This window comes from Streptomyces sp. NPDC046261 (assembly GCF_040646235.1).
Lineage (GTDB): Bacteria > Actinomycetota > Actinomycetes > Streptomycetales > Streptomycetaceae > Streptomyces.
The window spans coordinates 337,359-356,977 of record NZ_JBEYZU010000002.1; the positions used below are offsets into that span (position 1 = coordinate 337,359).

Genomic DNA, 19,619 nt, shown 5'->3' on the forward strand with positions numbered 1-19,619 from the left:
GGGGCCCGGCACCCGCCCCGGCCGCCCGGCGGGGGCCTCACGTCACGATGGTCGGCAGCCGGTCCTGTATCCGGTCGACCAGCGCCTCGGCCGAGCGGTCCAGCTCGGCCCGTACGGCGGGCAGCCACCGAGAGCCCGCGGACTCCACGGACTCCAGGGCCACCACGGTGCGCTCCAGCAGCTCCGTACGCCGCACCGGAGCGACCCGTATGTCGCAGCGTTCCTCCTCGATGCACGTCACGGGCACCAGGGCCACGGCCTGCGTCGCGCAGGCCATGCGCTGCACCAGGGACCAGTCGTCCGAGCGGGCCACCACCCGCGGCCTGATGCCGAGGCGGGCCAGGTGCCGGCCCACCATGAGGTCGCAGGCGGAGCCGCGCCGGGGCAGCACCCACGGCACGTCCGCGTAGCTGCGGATGTGCGCCATCGGGTCGCCGGCCGCCGCGAAGGCCCGGGGCAGCACCAGGGCGAAGGGTTCACGCCACAGTTCGCGGACGGTCAGCCGGGGGTCCAGCGACTGGTCCACGTCGAGGATCTCGCCGAGGGTGAGCACCATGTCCAGTTCGGCGTGCTCCACCTGGCTGGCCGCCCCGCGCGGGTCCACTTCCAGCAACTCCACCTGGAATTGGTTCTGTCCCCGCAGCCGTTCCGCGGCCGGCAGCACACAGCCGGTGAGCGCGGAGGGGAAGGCCCCTATGCTCACCGACCGGCGGGGCGCCTGGGCGATGCCGTTCCTGATGTTGACCATGCCTCGTTCCCACTGGTGTGTGATCTTTTCGGCGAGTTCCGCCACCGCCTCCCCGGTATCGGTCAACCGGCCGCCCCGGCCGCTGCGTTCGAACAGAGGCATCCCGCATTCCTCCCCGAGTCCCTTGATGCGCTGGGACACCGAGGAGGGCGCGAGGTGCATGGCCTGTGCCACCGCGTGCACGGAACCGAGTCGGCGCAGCTCCCGCAGTGTCCGCAGAGCGGAAATACTGGTCATGCTCTATGCCTCTTCCGTCATACCTATGCCGGTGGCGACGGTAGCAGCGGCGACGGGGCGGAACAGTCGTCTTCGCGTCAGTTCTTCTCGAGCCGATCGGGGTCGCGCAGCAGGCCCTCGTATTCGGGTTTCCGTTTCCAGGCCGGCTCCGGGGGCCGGTAGCCCGGCCTGGGGCAGTGCTCGGAATGGGTACCCGCCGCCCGGTCGTGCAGATAGCGGGGACAGTTCTCGAAGACCTCCCGGATCCGCACCCGCAGGACCGCCTCGGCCCCGGGGTGCGGGGCGAGGGCCGCCGGGTCGGTGAGCACCTCGCCGTCGCCGTTGACCCGGAGTTTCGCGGGCAGTTCGGGGAAGAGGAAGAGCAGCCCCACCCCGGTGCCCGTCAGGGCGTTGCCCAGCGTGCGGTACATCCCGTTCCCGTCGTAACTGGGAATTTCCAGCGTCCGGGAATCGGGCACCCGCAGGAATCCGGGCAGCCCTCCCTTGTACGAACACTCCGGGCGGCCCGCCGGATCCACCGTGGCCAGATAGACCGCGTCGGCGCCGCGGACCCACCCGATGTGCTCGTCCATGAGATGAGCCGTCACATAGTGCTCGGCGATGTGCGTCGCCAGCCCTTCGGTGTCCAGCTGTCGCTGGAGCCGGCGGCTGCCCTCGTGGTAGAAGGAGTCGGCTTCCACGCTCACACCGCGCTGGGCTTGCGGGCGACCAATTCCCTGACCACCGACCAGTAGAAGGCCGGGTAGCTGCGCACTACATAGGCGCCGCGCCGCTGCACTTCGCCGTGCCGGTCGCGCAACTTGTTGATCGGTACGGACATGGCCGCGTGATGCTCGACGTGGAAATTGTTGCCGTTGGTGAACCAGGAGCTGATCCTGCTGCCCTTGATGGACCGCGTATTGCGCAGGACGTCCAGGCTGTCGGTCTCGCACAGCAGGTGCTCCGGCAGCTCCACCAGGAAGTGCAGCGGCTGGCCCACGAGCATCGGGACCACCCACAGCGTCAGGACGAGCGGCCACTGGCCCAGCGCGCACAGCACGGCGGCCGCCGCGATCAGGGCGCCCATCATCCGGTACTCGGCGATCACCGCCCGCTTGGCCTTCGGCGAGATCTGCCCGAACGCGTACTCCCAGGTGCCGCGGTAGGCCCGCCAGATCTCCACGCCGGTCCGGCCGAGCCGCACCACGTCGAAGAGCCCGCGCAGCATGCCTTTCCACGTGACGCCCTGGCGGGTGTCGAAGCCGAAGAATTCGGTGTCCTCGGGAGTTCCGAGGTTGCGGTGGTGCTGCAAGTGCCGCACCCGGTAATGGGAGTACGACACCAGCATCGGGGCGCCGAGCACCACGCCCACCCACCGGTGGGGGCCGGGGCGGCGGAATGCCGAATGGTGCAGGGCCTGGTGCTGCAATTCGACCGCGTGCGTGTACGTCGCCGCCAGGATCAGCACCCCGGCGGCCACGGCGGGCCAGGAATCCATGGTCGCCAGTGCCACGCCGGCCGCCACGAGCGCCGCGCACAGGGCCAGTTTGCCGATGAACACACGCTCGTCCCGGGCGGATACCCGGCCTCGCCTGAACAGCGGATCGGCCCCGCTGCCGGTGTGCTCCACGGTGGGTGTGGCCATGCTTACCGCACGCCCTTCATCTGCTGCCATATGCGGCTGTAGTAGGCGTTGGCGACCCGGATGCGGGTGACGACGCCGAGGCTGATCTCCCGCAGCAGTTCGGGCGAGCGGTCCACCAGGGGCACGAAGACGCCGTCGAACCATTCGGCTCCGTGGTCGGCGTCCACGTGGACGTGAATGCGCTGGTATTCGATGACGTCCTCGGGGACGCCGAGCCGCGTGCAGCCGTCGACCATCGCCTGGAAGCGCGGCGAGGCGCTCTGCTCCAGCACGCCCATCGCGCCGAGGGCGCGCGGTACGAGATGGCGGTGGATTCCGTACATCAGCAGCAGGCAGGCGTTCTCGTACACCTCGGTGGAGTGCAGTTCGGCCATGTCGATGGAGCGGTCGGCGAGCTGCTTGCGCATGTACTGGGCGGAATGCTCGAACATCCGCGTGTGCATCTGGTCGAGCTTGCCCTCGCCCATCTCGTCCCAGTAGTTCTCCGCGATGGTGAGCTTGGTGACGCCCGCGGTGCCGATCTGCACCATGGCCATCAGGTCGTCGAATTTGCTGTCGACGAGTTCCTCGGCCATGAAGAAGAGGGCGATCTCGCTGAGCGTGGCCTCCTCGGCGAGGTAGTGGCAGAACTCCGGCTGGACGTGCCGCTCGGCGACGTCCAGGAACCAGGTCCGGAACTCGGCGGCGGTCTTCGGCAGCTGCGCCTCGTCCACCTGGGAGTCCTCCCAGCGGAGCCACGCCTGCTCGACGGCGACGAGCTGGGGGTCGGCGTTCAGCCGCGGTACGTCCTGGAAGGTCTCGGGGCCACCCATGTAGGCGAGGTAGTGGCTGTGCAGCCGGCGCAACAGGGCCAGCCGCGTAGTGAAGTCCGGTGCTTGTCCGTCCTGGGGGAACGCGGCCGCGATGTCGGCCTCCGTGATGGTGCGGCCGGCTGCCAGGCTCTCCGACGTCATCGTGGACATGGGGATCTCCTCGGTCGTCTTCACAGGTCAACACCCTGATCGGCGGTGCCGGACGGGCGTTGGGTGATCACCCTCGCCCGCCCGGATGCCGTAGCCAACGAATGTTCGAAGAGATCGACAGCTCGTCTGTGGATTGCACCGGATATCCCGCTGTTATCCCGATATGGGCGCAGGCGCGCGCCCAGGGCATTCGGCTCTGCCGAAACGAGATCAGGGGCGTATCAGGGGCCGGAACGAGCTGAATGGCCGGAAAGAGCCGGATGGCGCCACGGCGGTCCTACGACCGTCCGCTCGGGCCCGCCGGCTCAGTCCCGCCGGCTCAGGACGGCGATGAACGTGTCCCGGTATCCCTCGGTCTCCCCGTCGACCGGGACCACGGGGGTGACTCCGTGGAACGTCCGCTCGTCGTCGTTGAAGAGGAACCCGCCGGGCGGGGCCATCTCCACGCTGACGATCCGCTTGCCGTGCCGCCCGTCGGGCAGCGCCTCGTACAGCGAACTCGTGCCGCCCGTGATGCCCTTGCGGTCGATCACCACGGTGAAGACGTAGTCGACGCCGTCGCGGTGCACGCCCTCCGGGGTGGGCTTGCCGGCGGTGCCGGGCCGGGCGAGTATCCGGTTCTGGAAGACCTGGGCGTACCAGGTCCGCGGCCCCCGGTCCTCGGTCTCGTCCAGCTGCCGTGCGCACCAGGAGAGCAGGGTGTGCGCGACGGGGCCGTGGGCGACCTGGTCGGAGAAGGGCTCGAAGAGCCGCCGTACACCGCCGTTGAGCCGGTTGATCTCCTTCGCCTGCTCGTAGGCCCGGTGCGGCAGCAGGCGCACCTCGTCGGCGGTGCAGTCGAATTCGGAGTAGCGCCGCAGCCGGTAGTCGCCGCCGTCCGCCATGAAGGGATCCAGCGCGAGGTCCTCCCAGGACGCGGTGAAGGCGTCCCACTCGGCGGTGCCGGTGATCGGTTCCCCGAGAGCGGAGTCGATGTCCCCGGCGGCGTACCCGACGGTGCGCAGTCCGCTCACGACCGGGTTCGTACGGTGTGCTTGAACGCTCATGACTATCCCTTCGTCGCCGACTGCGGTCGCGCCGCCGGTTCGTGTGTCTGCTGCTCTTGCTGCGGGGCCGGGCTACGGGAGAGGCGGCGCCCCAGGGCGCGGACCGCGTCCTGCCGGACGACGGCGACGACACCGGCGAGGATGAGCACGCCGCCCGCCCCTTCGGCGGCCGTCGGCACCTCGTCCTGGACCAGCCACGCGGTGGCGACGCCGACGACCGGCACCAGCAGCGACAGCGACCCCACGGACGCGGCCGGGTACGACTTCAGCAGCGACGCCCAGATGCCGAAGGCGACGATGGTGGAGAGCACCACGGTGAAGGCCAGGGAGCCGATGCCCTGCCAGGTGAGGTGGGTGAGCGCGTGGGCGTCGCGCGAGGGCCCCTCGAAGACCAGCGAGAGCAGGGCCAGGGGCACGGGGGCCGCCAGCGCCGACCAGATGGTCAGCTTGAACCCGCTGTCGGGCTGTGCGATGCGCGTGGTGATGTTGGCCGCCGCCCAGCAGGCGCCGGCGGCGATGACGACCAGCAGCGCCCCGGCCGGCGACGACCCGGACCCCACCGCGATCACCGCGAGCCCGGCCACACCGGCCAGCACGCCGCCCACGGCGATCCGCCCCGGCTTCTCGTGCAGCACCAGGAAGGCGAAGAGCACGGTGAACGCGGCCTGCCCCTGCAGCACGAGCGAGGCCAGCCCCGGCGGCACCCCGAGATTCATGCCGACGAAGAGCAGCCCGAACTGCCCGGCCCCCTGGAAGAGCCCGACGAGGGCCACCAGCTTCCACGGAGCTCCGGGCGCCCCGATGAAGAACACCGCGGGAAGGGCCACGAACGTGAAGCGCAGGGCGGCGAAGAGCAGTGGTGGGAAGGACTCGAGACCCGTATCGATCACCACGAAGTTCGCACCCCAGATGACCACGACGAACAACCCGAGGAGCGTATGGCGTCGGGACATTGCTTCGTTCCTCTCTTCCGACGGCACGCACAGTCTCGAAGCGGCCCGGCCGCAGCCCAAGGACTGTTCGAGAACTCCGCACACCGGGGACCGCGCGGGGGCGCGGCGAGAGGAATTTATGCTCGACGTAAAAATACTCTTGATCTACTGAGTGGCGCTGGCTAAAGTTACGCCCGTCGCAAAGTTCTCCGAGTGGCGCGAGTCACCGCCCGTACCTGCCAGGAGTTGCCTTGAACGTCACCGCTTCCACCCTGTCCCTCACCGTCGCCGACGTGGACGCCTCGCGTGAGTTCTTCTGCACCCACCTCGGCTACGAGGTCGCCATGGCCGCCGACGGCTTCGCGTCCCTGACCCGCGCCGATGCCGCCGCCGACATCGTGCTGCTCCGCCGCGGCATCGAGGTGCTCCCGCCCGAGCAGCGCGACAAGCAGGCCACGGGCCTGATCTTCGCGCTCACCGTCACCGGCATCGAGGCCGAGGAACGACGCCTGCGCGAGGCCGGCGCCCCGATCACCATGCCCCTGCGCGAAGAGCCCTGGGGCGAGCGGCTCTTCCAGCTGACGGACCCCAACGGCATAGTCGTCCAGTTCGTCGAATGGACCGAGCCGACCGAGCCCGCCCAGGCCGAGGAGCCTGCCTGCTCGTGATCACCCGGTGAACGCTCCGGCGCGGGGCCGTACCTCCAGGCACGGAGGGCGCCCCGGAACGCCGAAGGCCCCGGCCGGTTTCCCGGTCGGGGCCTTCGGTTTGTGCCCGGTGAGGCACTGGCGGAGGATACGAGATTCGAACTCGTGAGGGGTTGCCCCCAACACGCTTTCCAAGCGTGCGCCCTAGGCCTCTAGGCGAATCCTCCGCCGCAAACAATACAAGACGTCGAGGGGTGCTCGCGAACGCCTTCTCCGGAGGTGGGGGAGGCGGCGCGAGCACTGCCCGGGATCGGCTAGGGTGGGGGTAAGCCCCTCACGTGGCGCTATCTCACCCAACTCCCCCAGGGCCGGAAGGCAGCAAGGGTAAGTGGGCTCTGGCGGGTGCGTGGGGGGCCCTTGTGTTTCCGGGCGGGTTCCGGGGTGGGCGGGGGCCGGGAATCTGTGACCGAGGCCACTTGTCAGTGGGGCCCGATATCGTCGTAGGTGTGTCGTCCCTCGCGCTTTACCGCCGCTACCGCCCCGAGTCCTTCGCCGAGGTCATCGGGCAGGAGCATGTCACCACCCCGTTGCAGCAGGCGCTGCGCAACAACCGGGTCAACCACGCCTACCTGTTCAGCGGGCCGCGTGGCTGTGGCAAGACGACCAGCGCGCGCATCCTCGCGCGCTGTCTGAACTGCGAGAAGGGGCCGACGCCCACCCCGTGCGGGGAGTGCCAGTCCTGCCAGGACCTCGCGCGCAACGGCCGCGGCTCGATCGACGTCATCGAGATCGACGCCGCCTCCCACGGTGGCGTGGACGACGCGCGTGAGCTGCGCGAGAAGGCCTTCTTCGGGCCCGCCTCCAGCCGCTACAAGATCTACATCATCGACGAGGCGCACATGGTCACCTCGGCGGGCTTCAACGCCCTGCTGAAGGTGGTCGAGGAGCCGCCGGAGCACCTCAAGTTCATCTTCGCGACCACCGAACCCGAGAAGGTCATCGGGACGATCCGCTCGCGGACCCACCACTACCCCTTCCGCCTGGTGCCGCCGGGCACCCTGCGTGAGTACCTGGGTCAGGTGTGTGAGCAGGAGGCCATCCCCGTCGAGGACGGCGTGCTGCCGCTCGTCGTGCGGGCCGGCGCCGGGTCCGTGCGTGACTCGATGTCCGTGATGGACCAGCTCCTCGCCGGTGCCGCCGAGGACGGTGTGACGTATGCCATGGCGACGTCGCTCCTCGGCTATACGGACGGCTCCCTGCTCGACGCCGTCGTCGACGCCTTCGCGGCGGGCGACGGCGGGGCGGCCTTCGAGGTCGTCGACCGGGTCATCGAGGGCGGCAACGACCCCCGGCGCTTCGTGGCCGACCTGCTGGAGCGGCTGCGCGACCTGGTGATCCTCGCCGCCGTGCCGGACGCCGCCGAGAAGGGCCTCATCGACGCCCCCGTCGACGTCGTGGAGCGCATGCAGGCCCAGGCGTCCGTCTTCGGCCCCGGCGAGCTCAGCCGGGCCGCCGACCTCGTCAACGAGGGCCTGACCGAGATGCGCGGCGCCACCTCGCCGCGGCTCCAGCTCGAGCTGATCTGCGCCCGCGTGCTGCTGCCCGCCGCCTTCGACGACGAGCGCTCCGTACGGGCCCGCCTCGACCGGCTCGAGCGCGGCGGATTCGTCGCGGCGGCCCCCGCGGGCGCCCCGGCCATGGGGTACGTACCGGGACCCGAGTCCCATGTGGCGCATGCCGCCGGCGCGCCTGCCGGGCTTTCCGGGCCCGCCGCGGCCCGTGCCGCGGTGGCGGGCGCCCCGGCGCCCACGCCCGCCCCCGCCGCCCCGCCGGCTCCCGCCGCCGCGCAGGCACCTCCCGCCCCCGCTGCGCCTCAGGCCCCTGCCGCGCCGCAGGAGCCGCAGCCCGCCGCGGCCGGCCCCAGGCCCGGTGCCTGGCCCTCCGCGGCCACCCCCGCGGCCACCCCCGCGGCGGCTCCGGCCGCGCCCGCGCCCCAGGCCGGCGCCTGGCCCACGGCCGCCAAGCCGGCCGCCTCCGCGCCTGCGGCGGCCCCTCAGGCCGGTGCCTGGCCCACGGCCGCCCCGGCACCGCAGGCCCCGGCCCCCGCTGCCGCCCCGGCCCCGTCCGCGGGGGGCTCGTACGCCACCCCGCAGCCGCAGGGCGACGCGACGCAGGCCCGGCAGATGTGGCCGAACATCCTGGAGGCGGTCAAGAACCGCCGCCGTTTCACATGGATCCTGCTCAGCCAGAACGCCCAGGTCGCCGGCTTCGACGGCACCACCTTGCAGGTCGGTTTCTCCAACGCCGGAGCCCGCGACAGCTTCGCCAACAGCGGCAGCGAGGACGTCCTGCGGCAGGCGCTGGGCGACCTCGGCGTGCAGTGGAAGACCGAAGTGATCGTCGACCCCTCCGCGGGCGCCGGCACCCCCGGTGGTGGCGGCGGCTTCGGTGGCGGTGCCCCCGCGCCCGCGTCCTACGCCGCTCCCTCGCCCGCGCCGGCCCCGGTGGCCGCCCCCCGGCCCGCCGCACCGCCCGCCCCCGGGCCGGAGCAGCGACCGGCGCCGTCGGCGCCCCCGGCCGGGCCCCCGCAGCAGTACCGGGAGCCCGAGCCGCCGCCGGTCGCCCCGGAGGACGACGTCCCCGCCGAGGACGATCCCGACCTCGACGACACCGCGCTGACCGGCCATGACCTGATCGTCCGCGAACTGGGCGCGACGGTCATCGAAGAGATCGCCAACGAGTAGCGGGCCGGCGGTGGACGGCGGGGCGCCCCCTACGCTTCCGGGCGCTCCCGTTCTCGTTCCTGCGGCGTAGGGCGCGCCGCGCGGGGAGCACGTAGGCTCGGGCTACCGAAGCAAATAGTTGTCGACAGCCAGGAGCGAACCAGTGATCCCCGGTGGTGGCCAGCCCAACATGCAGCAGCTGCTTCAGCAGGCCCAGAAGATGCAGCAGGACCTCGCCGCGGCCCAGGAGGAGCTGGCCCGCACGCTCGTCGAGGGCACGGCCGGCGGCGGCCTGGTGAAGGCCACCGTCAGCGGTGCCGGCGAGCTGCAGGGCCTGGTCATCGACCCCAAGGCCGTGGACCCCGAGGACACCGAGACCCTCGCGGACCTCGTCCTCGCCGCCGTGCGCGACGCCAATGCCAGTGCCCAGCAGCTGCAGCAGCAGAAGCTCGGCCCGCTGGCCCAGGGCCTGGGCGGCGGCATCCCCGGCCTCCCGTTCTGACCCGCGGCGAGCCGCAGGGCTGAGCCGCCGGGCCGCCGGGCCGAGCCAGAGACAATCGCAGAAGGAGAACCCGATCCGTGTATGAAGGCGTAGTCCAGGACCTCATCGACGAACTGGGCAGGCTGCCCGGCGTCGGGCCCAAGAGCGCCCAGCGGATCGCGTTCCACATCCTCCAGGCGGAGCCGGCCGACGTCCGCCGGCTCGCCCACGCGCTGACCGAGGTCAAGGCGAAGGTCCGGTTCTGCGCGGTCTGCGGCAACGTGGCGCAGGAGGAGCGGTGCCGGGTCTGCCAGGACCCGCGCCGCGACCCCGCCGTCATCTGCGTCGTGGAGGAGCCCAAGGACGTCGTCGCCATCGAGCGGACGCGAGAATTCCGCGGCCGGTACCACGTGCTCGGCGGGGCGATCAGCCCCATCGAGGGCGTCGGCCCGGACGACCTGCGCATCCGTGAGCTGCTGGCGCGGCTCGCGGACGGCACGGTCACCGAGTTGATCCTGGCCACCGACCCCAACCTCGAGGGCGAGGCCACGGCCACGTACCTCGCGCGCATGGTGAAGCCGATGGGGATGAAGGTCACACGGCTGGCCAGTGGTCTGCCTGTTGGTGGAGATCTTGAATATGCCGACGAGGTCACGCTCGGGCGTGCCTTCGAAGGGAGAAGACTTCTCGATGTCTGACGCAACGCTGCATGACTCCAAGCGCGACCCGGGCGACTTCGCCGTATCGGTCGCGGACTCGATCGAGAGTTTCATCGTGGCCGTCGCCGAGGTTTCCCGGGGCGACGAGCCCGACAGCGCCGTGCCCTTCCTGCTGCTGGAGGTCTCCCAGCTCCTTCTCACCGGCGGCCGGCTGGGCGCGCACGAGGACTTCCTGCCGGACGAGCGCTACGAGCCGGACGTCGGCCCCGAGCCGGACGTCGACGAACTGCGCGAGCGGTTCGCGGCCATGCTGGACCCGGTGGACGTCTACTCCGAGGTCTTCGACCCGTACGTCCCGCGCAGCGCCCCCGTGGCGTCCCGCATCTCCGACGACCTCGCCGACATCATCACCGACCTGCGGCACGGCATGGCGCACTACCGCGACGGCCGGGTCAGCGAGGCCCTGTGGTGGTGGCAGTTCTCCTACCTCTCCAACTGGGGCCCCACCGCCTCCGCCTGCCTGCGCGCCCTGCAGTCGCTCGTCGCGCACGTACGGCTCGACCAGCCGCTGGACGAGCTCGACGGGCTCGACACGGACGCGGTGGCCGACGAGCAACTGGCCGAGGAGGCCGGGCGGGTCATGGCCGCGGAGATCGCCGGTCCGCTGGGTCTGCGCAGCCTGGGGTCCTGAGACGGGACCGGGTGCCAGGGGCCGGACCCGGGCGGCACGCTCCGGCGGGCCTGCCCCGTCCGGTCCGGCCCGGGCCTTCCGTGGATTCGGGCGGATTCGCGCGGATTACCCGGGACTCGTATCCTCCGCGTCGTCGTCCGGTGACGGAGCGCCATTCGCCGGCTCTTCGTCCGTCGTGGAGTCCGACGCTTCGGCGCCGTCCCCTGCGGCCCCTTCGCTCGCCTCGGCCGCCGCGCTTTCCTCGCGCCGTTTCCGCGCGAGTTCCGCGGCCACCCGGTCCGAGTGCAGCCGCATGTCTGCCTCTGCCTTGCGGTCGAACACGGTTACCTCCAGAGCTTGACGGTCCACGCGTCGGCCGGCTGGTCGACTGGTCACCCGCCCCTTTCTGTCAGCGTTTCCACCGTAAACCTGCCCTCAACGCGCGGCAGCGCCCTTCCCGACGGCGTGCGGATGTGCGGAGGGAGCGCGCGCCCGGTCGTACACATCTCACGATGTGACACCGGCATGGTCGATTCCGACCGCTCGTTAGACTGAACCGACCGCATTACGTATAGCTGCGAGGAGCGCACGTGGGCCTTGTCGTGCAGAAGTACGGAGGCTCCTCCGTTGCCGATGCCGAAGGCATCAAGCGGGTCGCCAAGCGAATCGTGGAAGCCAAGAAGAACGGCCACCAGGTGGTCGTCGTGGTTTCCGCGATGGGCGACACGACGGACGAGTTGATCGATCTCGCCGCCCAGGTATCGCCGATTCCTGCGGGCCGCGAGTTCGACATGCTGCTGACCGCCGGAGAGCGGATCTCCATGGCCCTGCTGGCGATGGCGATCAAAAACCTCGGTCACGAGGCGCAGTCGTTCACCGGTAGTCAGGCCGGGGTCATCACCGACTCGGTCCACAACAAAGCGCGCATCATCGATGTCACGCCGGGCCGCATCCAGCAGTCCGTGGACGCGGGCAACATCGCGATCGTGGCCGGTTTCCAGGGCGTGTCCCAGGACAAGAAGGACATCACCACCCTGGGGCGGGGCGGCAGCGACACCACCGCCGTCGCGCTGGCGGCCGCGCTGGACGCCGAGGTGTGCGAGATCTACACCGACGTCGACGGTGTCTTCACCGCCGACCCGCGGGTCGTGAAGAAGGCCCGCAAGATCGAGTGGATCTCGTTCGAGGACATGCTGGAGCTGGCCAGCTCCGGTTCGAAGGTGCTGCTGCACCGCTGCGTCGAGTACGCACGCCGTTACAACATCCCGATCCACGTCCGCTCGTCCTTCTCCGGGCTGCGCGGCACCTGGGTCAGCAACGAACCGCAAGGGGACCAGCCGATGGAGCAGGCGATCATCTCGGGTGTCGCACACGACACGTCCGAGGCGAAGGTCACGGTCGTCGGGGTGCCGGACAAGCCGGGCGAGGCCGCGACGATCTTCCGTGCCATCTCGGACGCCGAGATCAACATCGACATGATCGTGCAGAACGTCTCGGCGGCCTCCACGGGCCTGACGGACATCTCCTTCACCCTGCCCAAGACCGAGGGCCGCAAGGCGATCGAGGCGCTGGAGAAGACGAAGTCCCGCGTGGGCTTCGACTCGCTGCGCTACGACGACCAGATCGCCAAGATCTCCCTGGTCGGCGCGGGCATGAAGACCAACCCGGGTGTCACGGCGACGTTCTTCGAGGCGCTGTCGAACGCCGGCGTGAACATCGAGCTGATCTCGACCTCCGAGATCCGCATCTCGGTCGTGACGCGTGCCGACGACGTCAACGAGGCCGTCCGGGCCGTCCACACGGCCTTCGGCCTGGACACCGACAGCGACGAAGCGGTCGTGTACGGCGGCACCGGCCGATGACGGCCGCCCACCCGGAGGGCTTCGGCGCGCCCGCCCCGGGCGGCGGGCCGGGCCTGCCGGGTGGCTACGGCGACTTCGTCGGCGGTACGGACGTCCGTACGGTCGGCGTCGCCGGCAGGGACGCCCGTACCGCCAGGCCCACCCTGGCCGTCGTCGGCGCCACCGGCGCCGTCGGGACGGTCATGCTGGAGATCCTGTCCCGGCACGCGGACATCTGGGGCGAGATCCGTCTCGTCGCGTCCGCGCGCTCGGCCGGTCGGAAGCTGACCGTCCGGGGCGAGGAGGTCGAGGTCGTCGCGCTGAGCGAGGAGGCGTTCGAGGGCGTCGCCGTCGCGATGTTCGACGTGCCCGACGACGTCGCCGCGCGCTGGGCGCCGATCGCGGTGGCCAAGGGCGCGGTCGTCGTGGACAACTCGGCGGCCTTCCGCATGGACCCGGACGTTCCGCTGGTGGTGCCCGAGGTGAACGCGCACGCCGCCCGGGTCCGCCCGCGCGGGATCATCGCGAACCCCAACTGCACCACGCTCTCGATGATCGTCGCGGTGGGCGCGCTGCACGCGGAGTTCGGGCTGAGCGAGCTGGTCGTCTCCTCGTACCAGGCGGTCTCGGGCGCCGGAAAGGCCGGCGTGGACGCGCTGCGGGCGCAGCTCGCGGCCGTGGCCGGTACGGAGCTGGGCACGCTGCCCGGCGACGTGCGGCGCGCGGTGGGCGACGGGACGGGGCCGTTCCCGGCGCCGGTGGCGCTGAACGTGGTGCCGTGGGCCGGCTCGCTGATGGCGGACGGCTGGTCCTCGGAGGAGCTGAAGGTACGGGCCGAGTCGCGCAAGATCCTCGGGCTGCCGGAGCTGCGGGTGAGCGCGACGTGTGTGCGCGTACCGGTGATCACGACGCACTCGCTGAGCGTGCACGCGCGCTTCGAGAACGAGGTGACCGTCGAGCGGGCGCACGAGATCCTGGCCAACGCGCCGGGGGTGGTGCTGTGCGACAGCCCGGCCGAGGGGGAGTTCCCCACGCCGGCCGACGCGGTGGGCACCGACCCGACGTGGGTGGGGCGGGTGCGGCGCGCGCTGGACGACCCCCGGGCGCTGGAGCTGTTCGTCTGCGGCGACAATCTCCGCAAGGGCGCGGCGCTCAACACGGCGCAGATCGCGGAAGTCGTGGCGGCGGAGTTGACCGCTCGGTAATACTTGGGAATACATGGGGGATGTGTGAAGGTTCTGTGATCAACTCGTTGGTCCAGACCTCTTGAACTGGGCAGATGATCTGTTCGACTATCGCTCCCCGTCCCGCTGCAACCGCAGCCGGGGTGGGGAGCGTCTTTGTTGCCGTCTCTCACGGCGGTACCAAAAACCGGGGCATTGAGGAAGAGCTGGTACGCATGAGGGCAAGGGGCGCGTCGGCCGACGAAGCGTCGTCAATCGCTACCGCGATGCCTAGCGCGTACAACCCTGACGGGGGGAAGCGTGTCCAACAGGCGTGGCAGAGGTCATCAGCATCGCAACCGTCCCGCGGCGCGGCAGCGCCTCGGTGCGCCCGCGTTCCGGCACACCGGGCGGTATGCCGGTGATCGCTCCCTGGCCGGCCGCCCGCCCCGGGCAGATACCGCCCCCGATCCCCTCTCAGACGTCTCCGGCGGCCTCCGCCCCGGCGTCCTCGGCGGCCTGCGCACCCATGGCCCCGCCGACGGCGTCGCCGTGGGGGGACGCTGACCGGGCGATGGCAGCGGGCACCACAGTCGACCACCTCACCGAGACCTACCGGGCGCACTACCGGTCGCTGCTCGGTCTCGCCGCCCTGCTCCTCGACGACACCGCCTCGTGCGAGGACGTGGTGCAGGAAGCCTTCATCCGGGTGCACTCCGCGCGCAGCCGCGTCCGCGACCCGGAAAAGACCCTCGCCTACCTGCGGCAGACCGTCGTCAACCTGTCCCGCTCCGCGCTCCGCCGCCGCATCCTCGGGCTCAAGCTGCTCTCCAAGCCGATGCCGGACATGGCGAGCGCCGAGGAAGGGGCGTACGAACAGCTGGAGCGCGACCAATTGATCAAAGCCATGCGTGGACTTCAGCGCCGCCAGCGTGAGGTCCTCGTCCTGCGCTACTTCGCCGACATGACCGAGGCCCAGGTCGCCGAGACCCTGGGCCTCTCGCTCGGGTCGGTCAAGGCCTACGGCTCGCGGGGCATCGCGGCGCTCCGGATCGCCATGGAGGCGCCGGTATGAGCCACGGCCACCGTCATGACGGTCACCACGACGACTGTCACCGCGACGACTGTCACACCCCCCATGGCGAGGACGCGCCGGACGGCGTGCCGGGCGGCGGCCCGGTGCCCGAGCTCGACGAGCTGGCGCTGCGCCGCCTGCTGCGGGGAGCCGTCGACGACCTCGAACCCTCCGCCGACGCCCTGGAGCAGTTGCGGCGTGCGGTGCCGGCCCGGCGTGCCCGCCGGCGGCAGGCCGCCGTCGGCGTCGCGGCCGCGGTGATCTTCATGGTCGCGGCCATGCCCGCGCTCATCCACGTCGCCACGACCGTCGGCACCGCCGACGACCGCCCGGCCAACGCCGCCAGCAGCCGCCAGCGCGCGCACGAGATGTCCGACGGACGCCACGGCGGCCGCGGCGAGGGCGGCCGGACCGGGGAGAGCACCGCCGGTCCGGACGCCGGCAAGCACGAGGAGCAGCAGCACGGCGAGGAAGGGAAGAAGGACGGCGGCACCGCCGGTCCCACGGGCTCCCCGGGCGCCACCGCCCCGGCAGCCGGCCCCACGCTCGCCGCGTCCTCGCCCACCTGCGACCGCAACCAGCTCGGCAAGGGCGTCGGCACCGTCGCCCCCGCCGACAAGAACGGCCGCGTCTACGGCGCCTTCCGGGTCGTCAACGTCTCCAGCACCGTCTGCGCCGTGGCCGGCGCGGGCGTGGTCGCGGCCCAGGCCCAGGGCAGCGCCGAGAGCTCGCGGGTCTCGGTCGTCGACCACACGGTCGGTGACGCGGCGACCGGCCTGCCCGACCCGGCCACCGAACCGACCCAGGTGATCCTTCAGCCGGGCCAGGCGTACGAGATCAAGTTCGCCTGGGTCCCGTCCGCCGACGGAGGCCCCAGCGGCTGCTCCAAGCCCACGGCCCCCTCGGCCGCCCCGCCGCCCAGCCCCTCGGCGGCGGCCGACACGGGCACCGGCACCAAGGCCGAGGAGCGGCAGCAGGAGAGCCAGGAGGCCACCCCGGCCAAGCCCCCGGCGAGCGTCGTGCTCAGCCACACCCCGGACCCGGGCGAGCCCAAGGCGGCCGACACGACGATCCCCGACGCCTGCGCGGGCACGATCTACCGCACCGGCCCCCTGGCCGCGGACCCGGCGCCGTAGCGGCTTGCCGCCCCGCCGGACGGCGGCCGCGGCACTGCCCGTACCGTGGTGGTGTGTATCGGTTCCTGCTGACTCCCCGCTGGTGGGGAATCAACGTCTTCGCGGTGCTGGCCATCCCCGTGTGCCTGTTCATGGGCAGTTGGCAGCTCAGCCGCTTCGAAACGCGCGTCGACTCCCATCGCGACCAGCAGACCCAGGCCGACGCGGCCCGCACGGCCGACTCCGCGCCGCTCGGCGATCTGCTGCCCGTGAGCACCGAGACCTCCGGCCGCCAGGCCACGGCGACCGGACGCTACGACACCGGGCACCAACTCCTCGTACCCGACCGGGACCTGGACGCCCGTAAGGGCTTCTACGTCCTGACCCTGCTGCGCACCGGCGAGGGCAAGGCCCTGCCCGTCGTCCGGGGCTGGCTGCCCGGCGACGCCGGCTCGAAGGACGACACCGCGAAGATCCCGGCCCCGCCCTCCGGCGAGGTCACCGTGACCGGTGCGCTCCAGGCGTCGGAGAGCCCCTCGTCCAAGGGCGTACGGACCTCCGGCGGGCTGCCCCAGGGCCAGCTCGGCGTGATCAGCGCCGCCTCGCTGGTGAACCTCGTGCCGTACCCGGTCTACGACGCGTGGATCACCGTGACCGAGGCGGCGGCCCCCCTGACCGCCGTGCCCCCGGCCGCCGCTCCCAACAGCGGCCTGGACCTCAAGGCGTTCCAGAACCTCGGCTACACCGGCGAGTGGTTCGTCTTCGCGGGCTTCGTCGCCTTCATGTGGGTCCGGCTCTACCGCCGCGAGGCCGAGGCCGCCAGGGACCTGGCGCTGGGCATCACCCCCGGCCTGCCGGACGGTCCCGGTGACCCGGACGGCCCAGATGACGCTCCACAAAAGCGATCTCCAGCCGAAGCTGCTTGATCCGCTCCTCCATCACCAGCGAGCCGTGCCCCGCGTCGTAGCGGTACACCTCGTGCGGGTGCCCGCGCTGTGCCAGCCGCTCCACATAGTTCTCCACCTGACGTATCGGGCAGCGCGGGTCGTTCATCCCGGCGGAGATGTAGACCGGCGCCCGCACCTGGTCGACGTACGTCAGCGGCGACGAGGCCGCGAAGCGCTCCGGCACCTCCTCCGGCGTGCCACCGAGCAACGTGCGGTCCAGCGCCTTCAGCACCTCCATCTCGTCGTGGTAGGCCGTCACATAGTCGGCGACCGGCACCGCGGCCAGACCCAGCGTCCACGCCTCGGGCTGCGTGCCCAGGCCGAGCAGCGTCAGATAGCCACCCCACGACCCGCCGGCCAGCACCAGCCGCTCGGGGTCCGAGAGCCCCGACGCCACGGCCCACTCGCGCACCGCCCCGATGTCCTCGAGCTCGATGAGCCCGACCCGGTGCTTGAGCGCGTCCGTCCAGGCCCGCCCGTAGCCCGTGGAGCCGCGGTAGTTGACGCGTACGACCGCGAACCCGTGGTCCACCCAGGCCGCCGGCCCGGCGGCGAACTCGTCGCTGTCGTGCCACGTCGGACCGCCGTGGACGTCGAAGACCGTCGGGAACGGGCCCTCGCCCGCGGGCTTCTGCACCAGCGCGTGGACCTTGCCGCCCGGGCCGTCCACCCATATGTCCGAGACCGGCACCGAATCCGGGGCCTGGGCTATGCCGTGGGGCACCGCCGGCGCGCTCAGGACCAGGTGCCCCGCCGTGGACCGCACCACCGGCGGCTTGGCCGCCGAGGACCACAGGAACTCCACCGTCCCGTCCGGCCGCGGCAGCGCCCCCGACACCGTGCCCGCCGGGGTCTCCAGGCGGGTCAGCCGGCCGTCCGCCAGCTCGTAGCGCCACAGCTCGCTGCGCGCCTGGTAGCTGTGCTCGATCAGCAGGGCGCCGCCGTCCGGGAACCAGGTCGCGTCCAGGTCGCCCGGCAGGTCGACGGCGAGCACCGTCTCCTCGCCCGTGACGGCGTCCCACAGCATCGGCTCCCAGCGTCCGCGCCGCTGGTGGCCGACGAGCAGCCGCGCGTCCCCGTCGACGGGAGCGAACCCCATCACGGCCAGGCCCAGCTCCTCGGTGCCGCCCCGGGTGTCGTCCAGCTCACCGACGACCGCACCGTCGGTCCGCACGACCCGGATCGCGGAGTGCATGGCGTCGCCGTGCTCGGTGTGCTCGATGGCGATCAGCGACCCGTCGTGGGACAGATCGCCCACCCCCGCCGACTGCTGGTGCCGGTAGATCTCCACCGGCTCGCAGCCGGGCCGCACCACGTGCACCGTCGAGCCACCCTTGTCCGTGGACCGGCCGATGACCGCCGTGCCGTCGCGGCCCAGCGCCAGCCCGTCCGGATACGAGGGCTCGAGCCCCGGCGCCGCGGGCTCGTCCGCCCCGCCATGGAACGGCTGCCGCACCCACACACCGAACTCGTCGCCATCGGTGTCGGAGAACCACCAGATCCACTCGCCGTCCGGCGACAGCTTCCCGCCCGACGTCCCGTTCGGCCGGTCCGTGACCTGCCGCTGCTCGCCCGTGACCCGGTCCCAGGCGTACAGCTCGAAGGTCCCCGTCGCATTGGAGGTGAACAGCGACCGGTCCGGAGCACCCTTCGCCCACCTCGGCAGCCCCACCCGCGGCGCCCGGAAGCGCTTCTCCCAGTCGGGCATGGCCACCGTCGCCGACACAGCCGCATCGCCCCGCAGGGACCCGTTGCTCTCAGTCATGCCCCCCATTCTGCGCCGCCCGGCCCACGGCGCGGCGGGGAGGACCTCAGTCTGTGGACAACCCGGCGATTGTGGATATCTCGCTCACCCCGACGTGTTGAGCCCCGACGTGTCGAGCCCGACGTGTTGAGCCCCGACGTGTCGAGTGACGCACGTCATGAACGCGCCGGGGCCCGCCGGGCCTGCCTGCGGCGACGCCAGAGGACGATCGGTACCGCGCCCATGAATCCGAGCGCGGAGGGGGCCACCGCCGCGGCGCTCAGGCCCTTCTGGCCGAAGGTGTCCGGGACGGGGAGGGTGGACCACCGGTTCACCGGCCAGGCGACGACGATCGCCCGTCCGACGGCCTCGTCCACCGAGACCGTGCCGCCGCCTTCGAGGTCCTGGTGGTAGCGCGAGTCGAGGGAGTCCTGGCGGTGGTCGCCCATCACCCACATCCGGCCCTCGGGCACCGTGACCGGGCCGAACGGCTTGTCGCCGCAGGGAGTGTTCCCGGCGAAGACGTACGGCTCCTTCAAAGCCTTGCCGTTGACCAGGACGGGCTCGTCGCCGCCCTTGCACTCCACGGTGTCACCGCCGATCGCGATGACCCGTTTGATCAGGTCCTTCTCGTCGGCGGAGGGCATGAGGCCGATGAAGCTGAGCACCTTCCGGAAGGGGTTCTGCCCGGTGGCCGGCTCGTTCAGCCAGCCGCCCGGGTCATGGAAGACGACCACTTCGCCGCGCTCCGGCTTCGAGCCGAACCACGGCGTCAGCTTGTCCACCAGCACCCGGTCGCCGCGCTGCAGGGTGTTCTGCATCGAGTCGGACGGGATCGAGAACGCCTGCACCAGGAAGGACTTGATGATCAGCGCGAGGATCAGGGCGATGCCGATGAGGATCGGCAGTTCCTTCCACAGGGGCCGGGGCTGCCGCCGTCCGGCCCGTCCGGCCTCTCCGGGTCGTCCGGCACCCTCGGGCCGCTCCTCCGCCTCTTGCACGGCA

General features: G+C 71.5%; 19 protein-coding genes, 1 tRNA gene and 1 other RNA gene. 11 read left to right on the forward strand and 10 right to left on the reverse strand.

All coding sequences use genetic code 11. The features are described from left to right. Positions 1–37: 37 nt before the first annotated feature. The 6 genes from ABZ956_RS05835 to ABZ956_RS05860 form a co-directional block, all read right to left on the reverse strand. The gene (locus ABZ956_RS05835; protein WP_361887498.1) at positions 38–985 is read right to left on the reverse strand and encodes a LysR family transcriptional regulator; all 948 of its coding nucleotides are present in this window, start codon (positions 983–985) and stop codon (positions 38–40) included. 77 nt (positions 986–1,062) lie between these two features. After that, positions 1,063–1,665 (reverse strand): pyridoxamine 5'-phosphate oxidase family protein, encoded by a 603-nt coding sequence (locus ABZ956_RS05840; RefSeq protein WP_361887500.1) that lies wholly within the window; start codon positions 1,663–1,665, stop codon positions 1,063–1,065. Positions 1,666–1,667: 2 nt separating this feature from the next. Next, positions 1,668–2,609, reverse strand: a complete 942-nt coding sequence (locus tag ABZ956_RS05845) for a fatty acid desaturase (RefSeq protein WP_361887503.1) — start codon at positions 2,607–2,609, stop codon at positions 1,668–1,670. Positions 2,610–2,611: 2 nt separating this feature from the next. Continuing rightward, positions 2,612–3,571 carry an iron-containing redox enzyme family protein gene (locus tag ABZ956_RS05850; protein ID WP_361887505.1) on the reverse strand — a complete coding sequence of 320 codons (960 nt, stop codon included), beginning with the start codon at positions 3,569–3,571 and terminating at the stop codon, positions 2,612–2,614. Positions 3,572–3,876: 305 nt separating this feature from the next. Continuing rightward, on the reverse strand, positions 3,877–4,617 hold the full coding sequence (locus ABZ956_RS05855; RefSeq protein WP_361887507.1) for a 2OG-Fe dioxygenase family protein: 741 nt from the start codon (positions 4,615–4,617) through the stop codon (positions 3,877–3,879). Between the two features lie 2 nt (positions 4,618–4,619). Further along, positions 4,620–5,570 (reverse strand): EamA family transporter, encoded by a 951-nt coding sequence (locus tag ABZ956_RS05860; RefSeq protein WP_361887509.1) that lies wholly within the window; start codon positions 5,568–5,570, stop codon positions 4,620–4,622. A 230-nt stretch (positions 5,571–5,800) separates the two neighbouring features. Here ABZ956_RS05860 and ABZ956_RS05865 point away from each other — a divergent pair, with 230 nt between their 5' ends. Further along, positions 5,801–6,217, forward strand: a complete 417-nt coding sequence (locus ABZ956_RS05865; RefSeq protein WP_361887512.1) for a VOC family protein — start codon at positions 5,801–5,803, stop codon at positions 6,215–6,217. 118 nt (positions 6,218–6,335) lie between these two features. On the opposite strand, the gene ABZ956_RS05870 is transcribed toward ABZ956_RS05865, so the two are convergent. Next, a tRNA-Ser gene (locus ABZ956_RS05870) sits at positions 6,336–6,423 on the reverse strand. Positions 6,424–6,522: 99 nt separating this feature from the next. Between ABZ956_RS05870 and ffs the strand changes: the two genes are divergently transcribed. The 5 genes from ffs to ABZ956_RS05895 all read left to right on the forward strand — a co-directional run bounded on the left by ffs (position 6,523) and on the right by ABZ956_RS05895 (position 10,750). Continuing rightward, positions 6,523–6,617, forward strand: an RNA gene (gene ffs, locus ABZ956_RS05875) — signal recognition particle sRNA small type. 85 nt (positions 6,618–6,702) lie between these two features. After that, entirely contained in the window at positions 6,703–8,940 is a 2,238-nt protein-coding gene (locus ABZ956_RS05880; RefSeq protein WP_361887515.1) for a DNA polymerase III subunit gamma and tau, read from the forward strand. Positions 8,941–9,082: 142 nt separating this feature from the next. Further along, positions 9,083–9,421 (forward strand): YbaB/EbfC family nucleoid-associated protein, encoded by a 339-nt coding sequence (locus tag ABZ956_RS05885; RefSeq protein ID WP_361887518.1) that lies wholly within the window; start codon positions 9,083–9,085, stop codon positions 9,419–9,421. A 77-nt stretch (positions 9,422–9,498) separates the two neighbouring features. Next, a complete protein-coding gene (gene recR, locus ABZ956_RS05890) occupies positions 9,499–10,098 on the forward strand; it encodes a recombination mediator RecR (RefSeq protein WP_071963900.1) in 600 nt (199 codons plus the stop codon). Continuing rightward, on the forward strand, positions 10,091–10,750 hold the full coding sequence (locus ABZ956_RS05895; protein WP_361887522.1) for a DUF5063 domain-containing protein: 660 nt from the start codon (positions 10,091–10,093) through the stop codon (positions 10,748–10,750). Before recR ends, ABZ956_RS05895 begins: the two co-directional genes overlap by 8 nt. A 105-nt stretch (positions 10,751–10,855) precedes the next feature. Here the strand turns inward: ABZ956_RS05895 and ABZ956_RS05900 are convergent, their stop codons facing one another. Then, a complete protein-coding gene (locus ABZ956_RS05900) occupies positions 10,856–11,071 on the reverse strand; it encodes a hypothetical protein (protein ID WP_361887525.1) in 216 nt (71 codons plus the stop codon). 248 nt (positions 11,072–11,319) lie between these two features. Here ABZ956_RS05900 and ABZ956_RS05905 point away from each other — a divergent pair, with 248 nt between their 5' ends. The 5 genes from ABZ956_RS05905 (at position 11,320) to ABZ956_RS05925 (ending at position 16,849) form a co-directional block, all read left to right on the forward strand. After that, complete coding sequence (locus tag ABZ956_RS05905; protein WP_361887528.1) at positions 11,320–12,591, forward strand: aspartate kinase; 1,272 nt, start codon at positions 11,320–11,322, stop codon at positions 12,589–12,591. Next, positions 12,588–13,775 (forward strand): aspartate-semialdehyde dehydrogenase, encoded by a 1,188-nt coding sequence (locus ABZ956_RS05910; protein WP_361887531.1) that lies wholly within the window; start codon positions 12,588–12,590, stop codon positions 13,773–13,775. Before ABZ956_RS05905 ends, ABZ956_RS05910 begins: the two co-directional genes overlap by 4 nt. 373 nt (positions 13,776–14,148) lie before the next feature. Next, positions 14,149–14,808: a SigE family RNA polymerase sigma factor gene (locus tag ABZ956_RS05915; protein WP_361887534.1), complete on the forward strand. Its 660-nt coding sequence runs from the start codon at positions 14,149–14,151 to the stop codon at positions 14,806–14,808. Further along, a complete protein-coding gene (locus ABZ956_RS05920) occupies positions 14,805–15,944 on the forward strand; it encodes a hypothetical protein (protein ID WP_361887537.1) in 1,140 nt (379 codons plus the stop codon). The genes ABZ956_RS05915 and ABZ956_RS05920 overlap by 4 nt, the downstream gene beginning before the upstream one ends. A 53-nt stretch (positions 15,945–15,997) precedes the next feature. Then, the gene (locus tag ABZ956_RS05925; protein WP_361887539.1) at positions 15,998–16,849 is read left to right on the forward strand and encodes an SURF1 family protein; all 852 of its coding nucleotides are present in this window, start codon (positions 15,998–16,000) and stop codon (positions 16,847–16,849) included. Here the strand turns inward: ABZ956_RS05925 and ABZ956_RS05930 are convergent. Then, a complete protein-coding gene (locus ABZ956_RS05930) occupies positions 16,764–18,578 on the reverse strand; it encodes a prolyl oligopeptidase family serine peptidase (protein ID WP_361888033.1) in 1,815 nt (604 codons plus the stop codon). The two genes, ABZ956_RS05925 and ABZ956_RS05930, sit on opposite strands and share 86 nt — an antisense overlap. Before the next feature lie 212 nt (positions 18,579–18,790). Further along, entirely contained in the window at positions 18,791–19,615 is an 825-nt protein-coding gene (gene lepB, locus ABZ956_RS05935) for a signal peptidase I (protein ID WP_361887542.1), read from the reverse strand. Positions 19,616–19,619: the final 4 nt, after the last annotated feature.